The organism is Streptomyces lydicus, assembly GCF_004125265.1.
GTDB lineage: Bacteria > Actinomycetota > Actinomycetes > Streptomycetales > Streptomycetaceae > Streptomyces > Streptomyces lydicus_C.
The window spans coordinates 7,973,990-7,990,688 of the sequence record NZ_RDTE01000003.1 but is presented as its reverse complement, the minus strand read 5'-3'; the positions used below and the strand labels follow the sequence as shown (position 1 = coordinate 7,990,688).

Sequence of the window (16,699 nt, the reverse complement as noted above, 5' to 3'; positions counted from 1 at the left end):
TGCCCGGCCACGGTACGGCCGAGTGGCGAGCCGAGACCAAGGATCCTGCAGCTCGCCCGAGACGGTTCCGTTGGGCGGGAAGCCCGGATTCCCGCGGCTTGTTCTGGCGGCGTCACGCGGGAGTCACGCCGGTTCCACGCCCCGGTCATGGGCGACCTCTCACGCTGCAACAGATATGCCAGCTCCTCAAGACAAGGGGAAGCATCATGACGAATCTCCGGAAACGGCTTCCGCACGTGATCGGCGCCTCGCTTCTGGCCGCGGCGCTCACCGGCACAATGGGCGCCATGACCGCTGTGGGCGCTGAAGCGGCGCCCACGAAGGCAACAACGTCGAAGTCGGCACCGGATGTCAGGTGCCGGTTGGTCCTCAACAAGAAGACCGGCAGGTTCTTCGTGTTCCCGAGGGGATGCAGGTTCGTCGGCGGTGGAACCACCGGCGCCACCACAACAGGAGCCACCATCGGCGGACGCACCGGCGGAGTCACCACCGGCGCCACCACAACGGGCGCGACCACCACCACAACCGGTGCCACCAGCACCACCGGCGCCACCACCACCGGCGCGACCACCAGCACCACCGGTGCCACCAGCACCACCGGCGCCACCACTACGGGCGCCACCATCGGCGGCGGCGTAGGCGGGACCACCGGTGCCACCACCACCGGCGCGACCATAGGTGGCGCCGTAGGCGGCACGACCGGCGCCACCACCACCGGCGCGACCATAGGTGGCGCCGTAGGCGGCACGACCGGCGCCACCACCACCGGCGCGACCATAGGTGGCGCCGTAGGCGGGACCACCGGTGCCACCACCACCGGCGCGACCATAGGTGGCGCCGTAGGCGGCACGACCGGCGCCACCACCACTGGTGCCACCATCGGCGGCGGCGCAGGCGGCACGACCGGCGCCACCACGACCGGCGCCACCATCGGCGGCGGCGCAGGCGGGACCACCGGCGCCACCACCACCGGCGCCACCATCGGCGGAGCCGTAGGCGGCACGACCGCCGCCACCACCACCGGCGCCACCATCGGCTGAGGCGCCGGGGCACCAACCGCTGAGGCAACAATCGCTGAGGCAACAACCGCTGAGGCAACAGCCGTACGAGTGGCGCCAACACCGGCTCCACCACCGGCTGGGGCGAGCGACGCGCAGTGCAGGGCGCTCGGCTCCTGCCGAGGGGCGGACGCGATCTCGCGATCTCCCTGCTCTGCGCGCGCAGTCGACAGGTGATGTGAACCCTGAAGTCTCTCCGGCGGATCGTCCCCACCATGGGCCCGATTCCGCCGGGGGACCGTTCATCGTCTCCTGCGCCGTCTCCTGCCCCCGTCTCCTGCCCCCGTCTCCTGCCCCCGTCTCCTGCGGGGAACGAACGGCACGCCTCACGCCCGCCGGACCGCACGTCAGTTGGTCACACGGTTTGGTCAGCTGGTCACAGGGTTTGGTCAGCGGCTTTGGTTACAGGGCCAGCCCCGGGCCGGCCGTCCCCCACACCCGGTCCGTCGCTTCACACCCGGGCCTTCACTTCGGTTACCCGTGGTTCCTTGTCGCGGCGAAGTGGGCGGGTGATGCGCTTCCGCGTGGACGACACCCTCGACCCGATCCACAGCAGGAAGTTGGTCGGCAGGAAGACCATGTCCGCAACGACCATCGCCAGCGAGAAGAACGGCAATCCGCAGATCACCGCGATCGTCGCGTGTTCGGTCATCAGGATCGCGAGCAGCACGTTCTTCACCCGGCGGTTGAGGAGGGTGAAGGGGAAGGCGACCTGCGCGATGACCGTGCCGTAGGTGATCAGTGTGACGATCACGGAACCGCTGTCGAGCGCCTGGGACAGCGGAGTCCACGGGCTGAAGTAGTTCAGGTGAAGCGGATAGTGCAGGGCGGTCCCGTCCTGCCAGCGTGGGCCCTGGATCTTGTACCAGCCGGCCGTGGCGTAGAGCAGACACACCTGGGCGGCGATCACAAACATCGCCGAGTTGTGGACGAGGTTGGCGGTGACGTCCAACACCCCTCGTACCTCGGAGAAGCGGCTCCGCCCTGCCCAGTACCACAGGGCCTGGATCAGCCACATTCCCCAGAAGATCAGAACCCAGCCCCACGGGAGCTGCGCGAATCCCGTGATCTGCGCGAGGGCGAGGCCCAGGCCGCAGAGCCCCCACAGGGCCACGCCCACCGGATTCCTGTCCTCCTCGCCCAACGCCGCCGCGCGCGCCCGCCGTCGCGCGTCCAGCGACCACACCTGCCCGCAGCGCGTCAGCACCAGATAGCTCGCGATCAGGTGGATGAGGGTGTCGCCACCGTCGCCCAGCAGGACGTTGCGGTTCAGAAGCGACAACACGCCGATCATGAACAGCAACGAGGTCGTGCGGGTGTGCCATCCGACGAGCAGCAGCAGGCACGCGAGGATCGTCCCGTGGTAGACCAGCTCGAACCACAGTCTGTCGCTCGACCACAACAGCACCGTGAACGCGTGGTTCGAGGCGACGAGGCGATGGGCCAGGTCCAATCCCCACGGGCTGGTGGTGCCGTAGAGCTCCTGGCGGTGCGGCCACTCGCGGAGGAGGTAGAGCCCAAAGGTCAGCGCGAAGCCGATCCGGACGACCGCGGCCTGGTAGGGCGCCAGCGTCAGCCCCGTGATCTTGTTCAGTCCTCTGGCGATGGCCCGGTCGAGCTTTGTGGCCAAGTCCTTGAAGGGGGAAGGTGCCCCGGCGGTGTCCTTCTCGACGCTCACTGGAACTCCTTCTTGGAGACCGGCCACCACGGAAGCACCTGGTAGGTCGTCTGGGTGTTCACGCGTTCAGTACTCCACTTCGGCGGGATAATCGGGGTGTTCGACGCGTAGATCTGCACCTTGACCACCTGGCCGCCGTCGACCCGGGGCCCGATCCGGTGTGCCGCGATCCGGCGCACATAGGCCTCGGAGAGCTCACCCCGCAGACCGACCGGCCGCCCCTTGACGTCGTGCGTCCTGTTGTAGAAGTCCCAGGCCTGGCGAAGCATGTTCTGGTGCGCGTGGCTGGGTGCGGGATTGTCCCGGATCGCTTTGATGTCCTGGGCGGTCAGGCCCACCCAGTTCGTCAAACGCCGGGACCCGTCGGCGAACTTGACCTCGGCGCGCGCGTTCACGGCGATGTTCTGCTGGAGCGGGTTCGGGGCGAAAAGCTGCCAGTTCTGGTCGAACTCCGGATAGACCCAGGCGTTGACCAGCCCGGCGTACTGCCTGCTGAGAGCGTTCGACGGGGCGACGAACAGGAACACCAGGACCACGTGGAGCGTGACGACGATCGCCAACACCGCGATGGTCCCCGCGATCACGATCCGCGACAGCAGCGACCAGGACCCGTTGGGCGCGGGCGGCAGCGCACGGGGGGCGGTTGACGCATTCGGCGCAGGACCTCCGTCGGCGCCTTCCGAACCGGTCTCGACCGAGGCTGTCTCGCGTGGCTCCACAATGCTCCCTCGGTCGCAGGTCCCGACATTCGGCGGATTCACCGGCGGATCACCTGGTCTTTCATCGGATCACCGCGTCTGAATGAGAATAAATGCGCACATTGCCGCACAAACACTCTATTGAGCTGAATGGTTGACGGGGCGTACCCCTGCGCAGCGACCGCTTACGACGGAGAGGCGCGTTGAACGGCCTGGCCCGGCGGCACGTTGCACGGCCTGGCCTGGCCTGGCCTGGCCTGGCCTGGCGGCACCTTGAGCGGCGTGGAGGGCACTTGAGAGGGGGATCTCGGAGGGCCCCGGGTCGGGGCCTCCGAGATCCCCCTGGCTCCGCAGCCACGGAGAGTCACCAGCCGGAGGTGACCGCGGCCGGTATCACCAGGCCGTGGCCACCGGACCGTGGCCACCGGGCCGCGGCTACCGGGCCGCGGCTACCGGTCCGTGGTCACCAGCCGGAACCCGGCCTCTGCAGGCCGTCCACCAGGTGGCACAGCCGCGGCGTGGGACGCAGTCCGAGCTCGTCGCGAAGACGGTGTGTATAGCGTTCGAATTCGTCCAACGCCTCGGACGGGTTACCCTCCGCCAGGTGGGCGCGGATCAGCGAAGCCTGACTGCTCTCCCGCAGTGGATTCGCCTGTACGGCTGCGTGGGCGGCCGCCACCGCCCCGGCGAACTGTTTCGTGTCGATGAACGCTCCCGCCAGCGCCTCCAGGGCGTGGAGTCGGAGCTGCTGCCATTGCTCGGCCTCACGCAGGGCCCACTCGTCGTACCAGCCGGGCAGCAGGTCGTCGGTGAGCTGGTCGACGGTGGCCGCGTTGATATTGAGGTCCTCGGCCGGGACACCGGGGTCAAGTATGCGCTGGGCGAGCGACCGGGCATGGTGCAGGTCAACGGTGACCTTGCGCGCGAGCCGCACCTCGGTAGGGCAGACATCCAGGGCCTTCCTGCCGATGCCACGCAGGCGTGACAGCGCCGACCGCAGGTTCGCGTACGCGCTCTGTTCGCATGCCTCGGGCCACAGGCTCCCCGCAACCAGGGAGCGAGGGGCAGCGGCACGGCCGTTGAGCGCAATGAACGCCAGCAGCCGCTTCGAGCCGACGGGCACCGTCACCGGCACGTCGTTCACTACAAGGTCGAAACCGCCGAGAAGGGCGATGTGCACGGTTGGCCGGCTGCTCGCGGGTGGCCAGGAAAAGATCAGGTCATCTGAGCTCATGGCTTTTGATCGCGGAGGGGGACGTCGGGTGCGACGTAAGCCGACTGGCCGTGCCCCCGATGTTCGAGGTTCGCAATCATCTGTGCACCTCCCACAACCACATGTTGCGCTGCCCTCGGTGGGTTGTCGAATTGTTCCAATTCAGCTGGCCATATCCCCTTCTGAGCCGCGTGGGCACACATATCCTCCCATGGCAAATGGGCGCGCGTCCGGGGCCGCTCCCCGACGGGCCGACGGAGGGTCCTTGGCCTCTTTCAGGAGCCATGGAAAGAGCCCTGAGGGCCCTGAGCTGGGGCGAAACCAGGTCGGGCGTGTGGAGTTCCGTGGCGCCGGACGTATGGGCCGGGGCCGGGCCGGCGCCGCGCAGACACGACAATGCGCACAGGCCCGATGACGGGAAGCGACAGGTCGGAGATCGCTACGAGGTCCGGGTACGCCAAGGGACCGATGCGGCGGGATGCCGCGTACCGCCAGGGGTGTCTCCTGCCGGCCCCTGTCGCGCTGCGCGCCCCGGATTTCCGTCGGGTGGCTCGCAGAACCCCCATCCCGTGGCGTGCAGATCCACAATCCTGCCCCTACCGGCAATAGTTGAAGCAGGACGCTCATGCCAGGCGGGGGAACCCTCCGGTGGACAGTCGAGGTGCGGAGTGCGCAGCACCACCCGTCAACCGATCAGATAGAGGAACACCCCGGGCGCGGTGGCGGAGCCGCCCGTAGTGGTGACCGTGATGGTGACCGCGCCCAGGGAATGGGCGGGAGCGATGGCGGCGACTTCGGTGCCGGACAGGACGGCGAACGTGGCGGGGACACCGCCGAAGGTCACGCCGGTGGTCGTCAACAGCTGAGTGCCGGTGATGCCGACCAGTGTGCCGCCCGCGGGGAGACCGGTCAGCGGGCTGAAGCCGGTGGCGGTCGGCGGGCCCACGAAGCCGAAGGTCTCGGAGGCGGTGGCGGTACCGCCACGGGCCGTGGCGACCAAAGACACGGCACCGGCCGCGTGGGCCGGACTCACGACGGTCAGTTGACTGTCGGACACCACCGTCGGCGTCACCTGCGTTGCGCCGAACGCGACCGAGGTGGTGGTGGCGAGGCCGCGCCCGGTGACGGTAACCGTCTCGCCTCCCGCGACGGGCCCGGATGACGGCGCGAAGGCGACGATGACGGGCGGGGGGAGGTAGTAGAAGGGCTCCGGGTTGCTGGTGCCTCCCGGTGTGCTCACCGTGGCATCGACCACTCCGGCCCCCGAGGGGGCGACCACCGACACGGATGTGGGTGTATTGGCCGTGATGGCGGCCGACTTGCTCCCGAAGCGCACCGCGGTGGCGCCTGCGAGCCCGGTGCCGGTGAAGGTCACCGTGGCCCCACCACCGGTCGACCCTTGGTCCGGATTGATCGGCATGTCCCCGCCCCACCTCTGCGTCGGCGAAACCCTTGAAACGACCGTTGTCCGTCGTCTACCAGTTACGCAGGAAATACGATCCAGGGCGATACGGCATCTTCCGCTTCACCCGGATGGCGCAGCCGGGAGCGCTGAGCGGATGCCAGTCGGCGGGCCCCCGCCGACTGGCTGCCGTGTGGCCGCCGTGCCGCCATTGCGTGTGCCGTTCGTGACGCCCTCTTCCTGGCAACTCGCTTGTGATGCCCTGCTCCTGACGTCCCCTTCGTGACGTCCCGTTCGTGGCACCCTGCCGCCGGCTCCTGACGAGCCGGCGGCAGGACGGGGCAACCGGTGGGAGTGCCGCATCACCGCTCGACGGATGACCGCTCGACGGATGGCGGCACAACCGGCCCCCGGACAACCGCACCCCGCGCCGCCCTCGCTCCGGGCGGACCGGTGCAGGCAGGACCGGTGCAGGCAGGATCGGTGCAGGGGCGACTGCTCACACGTAGGTGTATCCGCCGGCGACGGTCGTGCTGCCGCCCGGTGTGGTGACGACGACGGGAACGTTGCCGAGCGAACCGGCCGGAGTGAAGCCGACCAGCGCCGTACCCGACGCATTGACCGAAACCCCCGTCGCCGCAACCCCGTTGAACGTCACCACCGCACCACTCAAACCGCTCCCCGCGATCACGAACGCCGTACCACCCCCAGCACTGCCCGACGATGGCGACAGCGACGTCACCACAGGCAGCGGCGGGGCCGTGTAGGTGTACCCACCGGCGACCGTGGTGCTGCCCGTCGGTGTGGTGACGACGACCGGAACGTTGCCGAGCGAACCGGCCGGAGTGAAGCCGACCAGCGCCGTACCCGACGCATTGACCGAAACCCCCGTCGCCACAACCCCGTTGAACGTCACCACCGCACCACTCAGACTGCTCCCCGTGATCACGAACGCCGTACCACCCCCAGCACTGCCCGACGACGGGGACAGCAAGGTGACCACGGGCGGGGGTGCCGTATAGGTGTATCCACCGGCGACCGTGGTGCTCCCGGCCGGGGTGGTGACGACGACCGGGACATTGCCGGCGGGGCCGGGCGGCGTGACGCCGGTGAGCACCGTTCCCGTGGGGTTGATGGATATTCCGGTGGCCGGCAGGCCGTTGAAGGTGACCGTTGCGCCGGTGAGGTTGGTGCCGATGAGGGCGAACGCGGTACCGCCGGTGGTGGACCCGCTGTTGGGCACCAGAGCGGTGACCGTCGGACCGCTGGGGGAAACGACGGTGTAGGTGTAGCTCACCGAGTTGGTGTTGCCTCGCGGTGTGGTGGCGATGACCTGGACCGTTCCCGCTGTGTGCGGGGGCGCGATGACGGTGACCGAGCCGCCGGGAGGGTCCTGGGTGACAAGGGTGGCGGGGATGCCACCGAAGGTGACCTGACTCGTCCCCTGCAGACCCGCCCCGGTGAGCAGGACGGTATTTCCTCCGGAGGTCGGCCCCGAGTCCGGAACGGCTTCGTAGAGCCTCGGGTATCTGGGCCAGTTTCCGCCGTCCCCACCGGGCCAGGGGCCAGGGGACTGCGGACCTTCTTGCTGCTGTATGACTGCGGACATGACTTCTCCCTGGGCAGCCGCCGCTCCCTCCCTTTCACGAGTCCATTCGTGAACTGGGTTGATGGGAGCGGGAGTTGCCGTCGTCGAATGTTGGGTGCATGCGACGGTAGGGTTCCCGGCCGTTCGAAAGAAGGCGTGTGCGTGTCAGCAATGACGCGTTCGGCAATCACCATGACAATAGGTAAATGAGCGTGACTCCCGGTTCGCCGCCCGGCGTGCGCGGGTATTCCACAGGACCGTTTCGCGAGCCGCGCGGCGTACGCGCGGGGGTTCCTTGCCGGGCGATCCTCTTCGTCCGGCAGGGGCGGCGCCCAGGGACACATACCGCTCGCCCCCGGGCGCCGTTCCCCTTGCTCACTTTCTACTTCCGTTGCTCGCTTTCCGTTTCCGTTGTTCTTTCCGTTGTTCGCTTTTCCGTTGTTCGCCCCCGTCGGCCGAGGGGGGCGAACGGCTACTGGTGGTAGATGGTCGCGGCCCAGTTGGCCTTCCAGTTCCCGTCGCCGAACTGGAGGTTGACGGAACAGCGGCCGGTGTCGCCGTCACAGGTCAGGCTGTTCGCCGGTACGGGAGCGGCAAGCCGTGCGCTCTGAGGAGACCGGAGCGCCTGGTGGAAGATGTCGGCGGACCAGCTTGCGCGCCAGTTCCCGTCGCCGAACTGCAAATTGGCGGTGCACTTGCCGGTGTCGCCGTCGCAGTTGAGGCCCGTTACCGGTACCGGCGCACGGTAGGCGGAGCGGAGTGTCTGGTGGTAGATGGTCGCGCCCCAGCTGGCCTTCCAATTGTTGTCACCGAAGCGGAGGTTGGCTGTGCACTTGTAGGTGTCGCCATCGCAGTTGAGCGCGGTCACCGGTACCGGAGCGGCAACGGCCGGGCCGGCCAGTCCGATTCCCAGAGCAGCGAGTGCAGCGCAGGTGCCGACGAGGATGCGTCGCATAGCCGTCCTTCCTTCACGGGCGCACGGCGCGCCCGATTCCAGAGAAGGATTTGCTGATTTCCTGCTGCGCCAAGCCCAGAGATATGGGCCTTCAGCAGAAAGAGTGCACCCCCGCACCGGCGACCGAAATTGGAGCCGCGCCACCATACGGCAGCTGGTGGTGAACGGCGCATTCGTAGTGGACCCGGGAGTGAAGAGGGTGCGGCGACCGGTACGGCCGCCTGCCCTGGCTCATTCCGGGGGCACCGTCCGGGCTTTCGGCGGCCGCCTCGCCGCACGCGCTTCCGTGCGTGCCGGCTGCGCGGATGAGGGCGTGATCCGTGGGTAGTTTGTACGGTTCACCCTTACCCGTCAGCCTGCCGCCCCTCACCGTCAGAGCGCCGGAGCTTCGCTCGCCGAGGCGTCGTCCGGATGACGTGCACTCCGAGATGGTCGAGCTTGTCGATTTCCCGGCGGAAGGCGTCCATGTCCGTCGTGTGTGACTCGCGGTACCTTCCGAGTGCCCGCTCGGTGACTCGTGCCTGTGCGGGGAAATCCGCGTACACGACACGGCGTGGCTCACGGCGCTCCCCCACATGATCGACTCGCGGTTCGCGCCACAGCGGTGCCACCTGAGCCGCGAGTTGGCTCCGGACGGTCCGGGCTCCCCATAGCCGGGGGCGAGTCCCTTACACGGACTCCGTCGCGGCGGGCGCCGGGGGCCGCGCCTCGCCCTGGCGGGGGCGGATGTAAGGATGCCGTCATGACTGACAACGTATTTTTCGACATCACCATCGATGGCGCCCCCGCCGGGCGGATCGTCTTCACCCTGTTCGACGACGTGGTCCCCAAGACCGCGAAGAATTTCCGTGAGCTGGCCACCGGCGAGCACGGCTTCGGCTACGAAGGATCCGGCTTCCACCGCGTCATCCCCGACTTCATGCTCCAGGGTGGCGACTTCACCGCCGGCAACGGGACCGGCGGCAAGAGCATCTACGGCGAGAAGTTCCAGGACGAGAACTTCCAGCTCAAGCACACCAAGCCCGGCCAGCTGTCGATGGCCAACGCGGGCCCGCACACCAACGGCTCGCAGTTCTTCATCACCACCATCGTGACGGACTGGCTCGACAACAAGCACGTCGTCTTCGGCGAGGTCGTCGAGGGCATGGACATCGTCAGGAAGATCGAGTCCCTGGGCTCCCGCAGCGGCGCCACCCGCGCCGACATCGTCATCGCCAAGTCCGGCGTGGTCGCGTAGTAGCCACCGTTCCTCCGGCGTCGGCGGATCCCGTCGACGCCACCGAATCCCGGGTACGGCGGCGTCGCGCAGACGGCGTACGGCGCTTCGGCCGCCGCCCCTGTGCAGGGCGAGTACGACCGCCGTGCCCCGGCCTCTCCCGGCGTGAGGATCAGGGCTCTCCACGCCCGGTGCACGTCGGGGCGGCCCCTGGGCACCCGAGCCTGCGGCTCCGGGCCGCCGCCGTAGGTACGGCGGCGGCCGCCCACACCCCGGCACGTTCCTGTCCTCTGTTGCGGGTGGCGTAGGCCAGAGCCTGTTCGCTCAACAGGTAGGGCCCTCGACGAGGTCGAGGAGCCACTGACCGACGGGCATCAGCGCGGCCCCGCGGAGGGGGACCTCGTCTCGCCAGGGCTTGGGAGACTCGCCGACCTCCCCTGTGGCCCGCCTCACACCACTCCGCCGGAACTCGGACCTCCGGTTCTCCGACTCCCTGAGTGGCACGGCAGAGGGCCGGGCCACCTCACCTTCGAGCTGGGAGCGTCCGAGTGCCCACTGAACGACGTCTCGCACCGGGCCATACCGGCGACGCCCCGGGCCCCGTCGGCTCCGGGGCGCAGCGGGCGGCCGCACGGCGGTCCGGGTGGTCCGCCCTTCGCCCGCTGATGTTGCGGCTGCACTTCTACGCCGGTGTGCTCATCGCGCCGTTTCTCCTGGTCACCGCGGTCACCGGGCTGCTGTACGCCGGGGCGTTCCAGGCGGAAAAGGTGGTCTATGCGCACGAGTTGCGCGTCCCGGCCGGAAAGCACACGTTGCCGCTGTCGCGACAGGTCGCCGCCGCCCGCAAGGCACACCCGGAGGGCACGATCGCCGCCGTGCGCCCGGCGCCGCAGCCGGGCGACACCACGCGCGTCCTGCTCGCCGGCGCGCCAGGAGTATCCGCGGAGCACCAGCTCGCCGTCTTCGTCGATCCGCACACCGGCAGCATCCGGGGAGCACTGCCGACGTACGGTGCCACGGGTGCGCTGCCGCTGCGCACCTGGCTCGACGATCTCCATCGCCACCTGCATCTGGGCGAGAACGGCCGCCTCTACAGCGAGCTGGCCGCCAGCTGGCTGTGGGTGGTCGCCGGCGGCGGGCTCGCGCTGTGGATCGGCCGGAAGCGTACGAACCGCAAGGTGCGGGCTCTCACCCTGCCGGATCGCACCGCCACCGGACGGCGCCGGACGCTGTCATGGCACGGTGCGGTGGGTGTGTGGGCGGCGGTCGGCCTGTTCTTTCTGTCCGCGACCGGCCTGACCTGGTCCACCTACGCCGGAGGGAACATCGACGAGCTGCGTCAGGCCCTGGGGCAGGCGACGCCGACCGTCTCCACGGCGGTGGCGCAGGACCATGCCCACCACGGCGCCCACCACGGTGGTTCCGACGGGATGGCGGGGATGCCCGATATGCCGGGGATGGACGGGGAGAAGGGCGGCGCGTCGGGCGGATCGGCGTCCGCCGACGTGGGCATCGACAAGGTACTCGGGGCGGCCCGCGCGAAGGGGCTGTCCGACCCCGTCGAGATCGACCTGCCGACGGGCAGCGGCACGGCCTATGTCGTCAAGCAGGTCCAGCGCAGCTGGCCCGAGAAGCAGGACGCGGTGGCGGTGGACCCGGGTACGGGCCAGGTCACCGATGTCTCGCGCTTCGCCGACTATCCCCTACTGGCCAAGCTCACCCGCTACGGCATCGACCTGCACACCGGCACCCTCTTCGGCATCGTCAACCAGCTCGCGCTGGCCGCGCTCGCCCTGGCGCTGATCTTCCTGATCCTCTGGGGATACCGGATGTGGTGGCAGCGTCGTCCCACCCGCGACCGCGCCCTGTCCTTCGGGCGGCCGGTCCCCCGGGGCGCCTGGCGGCAGGTTCCGCTGCCCCTGCTGGTTCCGCTCACGCTCGTCGTCGCGGCGGTGGGCTGGGCGGTGCCACTGCTCGGCATCTCGCTCGCCGCGTTCTTGGTCGTGGACCTCGTTCTGGGCGTGCTCGCCCGCCGGCGGGCTCCCGCTCCGGCCCCGGCCCCTGTTGAGGACTGACGGACTTCGGAGCACGGACGGTGCCGCTGCCCCTACCGCGGTCACCGCGGTCGCGCTACCAGTAGTGCTTTCGGCCGGCGACCGCGTGCCCCATCGCGCCGAGGAGCCACAGAATCGCGCCGATAACCGCAAGAATGACCCCGATGGTCCACAGGATGGAAATGCCGGTCACAAATCCGACGACGAGCAGAATGACTCCGAGAACGACCACGGTGTGCTCCGATCTCGTATGGGTGTGGCTTTCACTTTGACCCTCGGTTGCCGGGCCGGCAAGTTTTGACCATGCGGGAATAAAGCGGGAATAAAGGTGGATCGGGGTAGCTCGGCCGCCGTTTGCCTTCCGCATGGATTTCCCGGGGACGTGAGCGGCATGGGCTGTTCGGGGCGTGGGCCGCGCGGGGCGCGTAAGGACCCTCGGGGCGCGTGGGCACAGCGGCGACGAGTGTGCCGACGAGTGTGCGGGCGGACGATCCGGGGGGACGATGGAAGCCACAGCACTCACCTGCCAGGGGCAGGCCACAGTGGCACGTGGGCAGGTCAGGCCGCGGATCGGGGTGTGGGCACACCCCACGTGGTCCGGCAGACGGAAGGAGTGCCGGGGTGAGCGCAGACGAGGCGTGGCCGGCCGGCGCCGGTGGGCCGGTGGGCAAGTCGTCGCAGCCGAGCGGGCTGATGGACCTCCTCGCCGTCGCCGCGGTGCTGGTGGATGCCGAGGGGCGGATCGTGCTGTGGAGCCCGCAGGCCGCGGATCTGTACGGCTACTCGGCCGAGGAAGCGCTCGGGCAGTTCGCGGCGCCGCTGCTCATCCACGAGGAGCACCGGGATCTGGTGATCGAGAAGTTCGCCGAGGTCATGGAGACCGGCCGGAGCTGGGGCGGCACCTTCCCGGTCCGCCACAAGGACGGCGCCGGGCGGCTGGTGGAACTGCGCAATATGCGGCTGACGGACGACCACGGCGATTTCTACGCCCTCGGGCTCGCCACCGACTCACCGACGCTCCGCGAGGTGGAGCGGGATGTCGCCCTGTCCACCCGGCTGATCTCCCAGTCCCCCATCGGGCTGGCGATTCTCGACACCGAGCTGCGCTATGTGGCCGTCAACCCCGCGCTGGAACGGATGCACGGCATTCCCGCGAAAGATCATCTCGGCCGGCGCTACCGCGAGATCATGACCGCCGCGAAGTTCGAGGTGCCCGAGACCGCGATGCGGCAGGTACTCGAAACGGGCGCTCCCATGGTCGACCAGGCCACCGTCGTCGGCCGCAGCCCCTCCGACCCGGACCAGCAGCGCGCCTGGTCCATCTCGTTGTACCGGCTGGAGGACCCCCAAGGGCGGGTTCTCGGGGTGGCCGACCTGGTGGTGGACGTCACCGACCGGTATGAGTCCGCCCTGGAGGCCAGCGAGGCCCGGCGGCGGCTGGCCCTGATCGCGGACGGCTCGGCCCGTATCGGCACCACCTTGGAGGTGGGACAGACCGCGCGGGAGCTGGCCGAGGTCACCGTTCCCGAACTCGCCGACGTGGTCACCGTCGATGTGCTCGACTCCATCCTGGGCGAGCACCGTCCGGCCCGTGACGAGGGCCCCGCGGTCTTCCGCGCCCTCGCCGTGAAGGGCGCCTATCCCACCGAAGCCCTCCAGGCCGCCGACCCTCCCGGCCAGACCGCCGCCTATGAGACCGACCGCCTGGCCACGCAGTGCGTACGCACCGGCCGCCCGATCCTGGTCTCCCACGCGGACGACGCCGACCTGGCGCGGATCGCCCGCGACGGCCACGCCGCCACGTTGCTGGCCCGCGCCGGGGTGCACTCCTACCTGCTGGCACCGCTCACCGCCCGCGGCCAGATCCTCGGCTGCCTGGGGCTCACCCGCGCCCGTAATCCGCTGCCCTTCGACGAGGACGACCTCGCGCTCGCCGTCGAACTGGCCTCCCGCGCCGCCGTCTGCATCGACAACGCACGGGCGCACCAGAAAATGCGCAACGCCGCCGAGACCCTGCAGCGCAGCCTGCTCCCCGACCATCCGCCCCACCTCCCCGGTCTGCAGATCGCCTCCCGGTACCGGCCCGCACAGGCCACCTATGAGATCGGCGGCGACTGGTACGACGTCCTTCCGCTCGAAGGGGACAAGACCGCACTGGTCGTGGGTGACGTCATGGGCAGCGGTATCGACGCCGCCGCCACCATGGGCCGCCTGCGCACCGCCACCAGCGCCTTCGCCGACCTCGATCTCGACCCCGCCCAGGTCCTCCAGCACCTCGACAAGATCACCTCAGGGCTGGAGCACTACATCGCCACCTGCGTCTACGCCGTGCACGATCCGCATCGCGCCGAATGCCATATCGCCACCGCCGGCCATCTGCCGCCCGTCCTCGTCCGCAGCGGCAAGCGCCCCGAACTCCTCGACCTGCCCACCGGCACCCCGCTCGGCGTCGGCGGCGTCCCCTTCGCGACCACCACCTTCCGGCTCGGCCCCGGCGACCAACTCGTGCTGTACACCGACGGGTTGGTCGAAACCCGCCATCACCCCATCGACGAACGCCTCGACACCCTGCTCTGCCTGCTCGACGCACCCGGCCGGTCCCTGGAAGAGACCTGCGACCGGCTCCTCAGCGACCTCCGGCGGCCCGACGACCCGGACGACGTCGCCCTGCTCATTGCCCGTACGCGGCCCTTCACCGCCGGGGAGTAGCGTGCCGGCCCGGTTGACGGAGCGGCGGCCGGGGACCACGCTCGTGGCATAGGTGCTCGATACAACTGACTCGCCGCGAGACCGCCTGGCCGGGCAACCGGGCCTCGGCGCTCCCGCCCGTGCCGTCCGGCGGCGTGCGGGTCGGATCGGGAGGACATGGCATGTGTGGCATCACCGGCTGGGTTTCCTTCGACCGTGATCTGCGCTCCGAGCGGGAAACCGTGGACGCGATGACCGAGACGATGTCCTGCCGCGGGCCCGACGACCGTGGCACCTGGGTGCGGGGGCCCGTCGCCCTCGGGCACCGCCGGCTCGCCATCATCGATCTGCCCGGTGGACGTCAGCCGATGACCGCCGACCGGGCGGACGGGAGCCCGGTCGCCCTCGTGTACTCCGGCGAGACCTACAACTTCGGCGAACTGCGCGACGAACTCGCCTCCAGGGGGCACCGTTTCACGACCGCTTCCGACACCGAGGCCGTCCTGCGCGGCTACCTCGAATGGGGGGAGGCGGTAGCCGAACGGCTCAACGGGATGTTCGCCTTCGCGGTCTGGGACGAGCGGCGCCGGCGGCTCGTCCTGGTCCGCGACCGGATGGGCATCAAGCCGTTGTACTACTACCCCACCCCTGACGGCGTGCTGTTCGGCTCCGAACCCAAGGCGATCCTCGCCCATCCGCTCGCCGCGCGGAAGGTCGGCCCCGACGGTCTCCGCGAGCTCTTCGCCTTCGTCAAGACGCCCGGCCACGCCATCTGGGAGGGCATGCACGAGGTGGAGCCCGGCACGGTGGTCACCGTGGACCGCGACGGGCCGCACCGGCACGTCTACTGGTCGCTGCGGACCCATGCCCACCAGGACGACCAGGACACCTCGATCGCCCGTGTCCGTGGACTGCTCGACGACATCGTCCGGCGTCAGCTCGTCGCCGATGTGCCGCGCTGCACCCTGCTGTCCGGCGGCCTGGACTCCTCGGCGATGACCGCACTGGCGGCCCGTCAGCTGGGCGAGGCCGGCGCGAGGGTACGGAGCTTCGCCGTCGACTTCGCCGGCCGGACCGAGCACTTCGTGGCCGACGAGCTGCGCGCCACCCCCGACACACCCTTTGTGCACGACGTGGCCCGCCGCGCCGGCACCGACCACCAGGACATCGTGCTGGACTCGGCCCACCTGGCCGACCTCGGTGTCCGCGCAAAGGTCATCGGCGCGCGGGACCTCCCGATGGGCTTCGGCGATATGGACGCCTCGCTCTACCTGCTGTTCAAGGCGATCCGGCAGCATTCGACGGTCGCCCTGTCCGGGGAGTCGGCCGACGAGGTCTTCGGCGGCTACCAGCAGTTCTTCGACGCGGAGGCCCGCAGGGCCCGCACCTTCCCCTGGCTCGTCCGCGTCGCCGAGCGCTTCGGCAGCGACGGCAACATCCTCACCCCCGCCGTCACCAAAGCCCTCGATCTCGGGTCCTACGTCCAGGACGGCTACCGCTGTGCCGTCAAGGGCGTGGAACGACTCGACGGGGAGAGCGACTTCGAGTTCCGGATGCGCACGATCTGCTATCTGTACCTGACGCGCTTCGTACGGATCCTGCTCGACCGCAAGGACCGCGCGAGCATGGCGGTCGGGCTGGAGGTGCGGGTGCCGTTCTGCGACCACCGGCTGGTCGAGTACGTCTACAACGCACCGTGGTCGCTGAAGTCCTTCGACGGCCGGGAGAAGAGCCTGCTGCGCGAGGCCACGGCGGATCTGCTGCCGCAGTCGGTGTACGACCGAGTGAAGAGCCCCTACCCCTCCACGCAGGACCCGCAGTACGCGGTCGCCCTCCAGCAGCACGCCAAGGACCTGCTGTCCCGCCCCTCGCACCCCGTCTTCGGACTCGTCGACCGCGCCTGGCTGGAGCGTGCGGCGCACCACGATGCGCCGCGGATCACCCAGGCGTCCCGGAGCGGCCTCGAACGGACCCTGGATCTGGCCCTGTGGTGGGACATGTACTCCCCCACGGTGACGGTCTCTTGACCGGGGGCGGGCGGCCCTGGTGGCGTCGTCGCCCACGGGCGACGCCGAGCCATACTTCAGCCGACCGGACACGGTGACGACGCCCGGAAGCAGGGTGTCCCGTCCCCCATGGAGCGCTGCGC

12 protein-coding genes are annotated in these 16,699 nt (G+C 69.5%); 5 read left to right on the top strand and 7 right to left on the bottom strand.

The genetic code is table 11. From position 1 onward, the window contains the following. The first annotated feature begins 206 nt into the window (after positions 1–206). The gene (locus D9V36_RS41255) at positions 207–1,040 is read left to right on the top strand and encodes a hypothetical protein (RefSeq protein WP_164993102.1); all 834 of its coding nucleotides are present in this window, start codon (positions 207–209) and stop codon (positions 1,038–1,040) included. A 469-nt stretch (positions 1,041–1,509) separates the two neighbouring features. Here the strand turns inward: D9V36_RS41255 and D9V36_RS37705 are convergent, their stop codons facing one another. From D9V36_RS37705 to D9V36_RS37680, 6 genes are all read right to left on the bottom strand, one after another. Continuing rightward, complete coding sequence (locus D9V36_RS37705; protein ID WP_241721198.1) at positions 1,510–2,736, bottom strand: HTTM domain-containing protein; 1,227 nt, start codon at positions 2,734–2,736, stop codon at positions 1,510–1,512. Beyond that, positions 2,733–3,455, bottom strand: a complete 723-nt coding sequence (locus D9V36_RS37700) for a DUF5819 family protein (RefSeq protein WP_241721197.1) — start codon at positions 3,453–3,455, stop codon at positions 2,733–2,735. The genes D9V36_RS37705 and D9V36_RS37700 overlap by 4 nt, the downstream gene beginning before the upstream one ends. A gap of 442 nt (positions 3,456–3,897) precedes the next feature. Then, positions 3,898–4,614: an AfsR/SARP family transcriptional regulator gene (locus tag D9V36_RS37695; protein ID WP_241721196.1), complete on the bottom strand. Its 717-nt coding sequence runs from the start codon at positions 4,612–4,614 to the stop codon at positions 3,898–3,900. Between the two features lie 718 nt (positions 4,615–5,332). Continuing rightward, complete coding sequence (locus tag D9V36_RS37690) at positions 5,333–6,067, bottom strand: IPT/TIG domain-containing protein (RefSeq protein WP_129297719.1); 735 nt, start codon at positions 6,065–6,067, stop codon at positions 5,333–5,335. A 481-nt stretch (positions 6,068–6,548) separates the two neighbouring features. Beyond that, positions 6,549–7,658, bottom strand: coding sequence for an IPT/TIG domain-containing protein (locus tag D9V36_RS37685; protein ID WP_129297718.1), 1,110 nt, complete (start codon positions 7,656–7,658; stop codon positions 6,549–6,551). A 451-nt stretch (positions 7,659–8,109) separates the two neighbouring features. Next, entirely contained in the window at positions 8,110–8,592 is a 483-nt protein-coding gene (locus tag D9V36_RS37680) for a hypothetical protein (RefSeq protein WP_129297717.1), read from the bottom strand. Between the two features lie 742 nt (positions 8,593–9,334). Between D9V36_RS37680 and D9V36_RS37675 the strand changes: the two genes are divergently transcribed. Further along, complete coding sequence (locus tag D9V36_RS37675; RefSeq protein ID WP_129297716.1) at positions 9,335–9,829, top strand: peptidylprolyl isomerase; 495 nt, start codon at positions 9,335–9,337, stop codon at positions 9,827–9,829. Between the two features lie 527 nt (positions 9,830–10,356). Then, on the top strand, positions 10,357–11,883 hold the full coding sequence (locus tag D9V36_RS37670; RefSeq protein WP_241721195.1) for a PepSY-associated TM helix domain-containing protein: 1,527 nt from the start codon (positions 10,357–10,359) through the stop codon (positions 11,881–11,883). 55 nt (positions 11,884–11,938) lie between these two features. On the opposite strand, the gene D9V36_RS42380 is transcribed toward D9V36_RS37670, so the two are convergent. Then, the gene (locus tag D9V36_RS42380; RefSeq protein WP_241721392.1) at positions 11,939–12,094 is read right to left on the bottom strand and encodes a DUF6131 family protein; all 156 of its coding nucleotides are present in this window, start codon (positions 12,092–12,094) and stop codon (positions 11,939–11,941) included. Between the two features lie 389 nt (positions 12,095–12,483). On the opposite strand from D9V36_RS42380, the gene D9V36_RS37660 reads away from it, so the two are divergent. Both D9V36_RS37660 and asnB read left to right on the top strand, forming a co-directional pair. Further along, positions 12,484–14,571 (top strand): SpoIIE family protein phosphatase, encoded by a 2,088-nt coding sequence (locus D9V36_RS37660; protein WP_431357730.1) that lies wholly within the window; start codon positions 12,484–12,486, stop codon positions 14,569–14,571. A gap of 161 nt (positions 14,572–14,732) precedes the next feature. Beyond that, positions 14,733–16,577 (top strand): asparagine synthase (glutamine-hydrolyzing), encoded by a 1,845-nt coding sequence (gene asnB, locus D9V36_RS37655; protein WP_129297714.1) that lies wholly within the window; start codon positions 14,733–14,735, stop codon positions 16,575–16,577. Positions 16,578–16,699 lie beyond the last annotated feature (122 nt).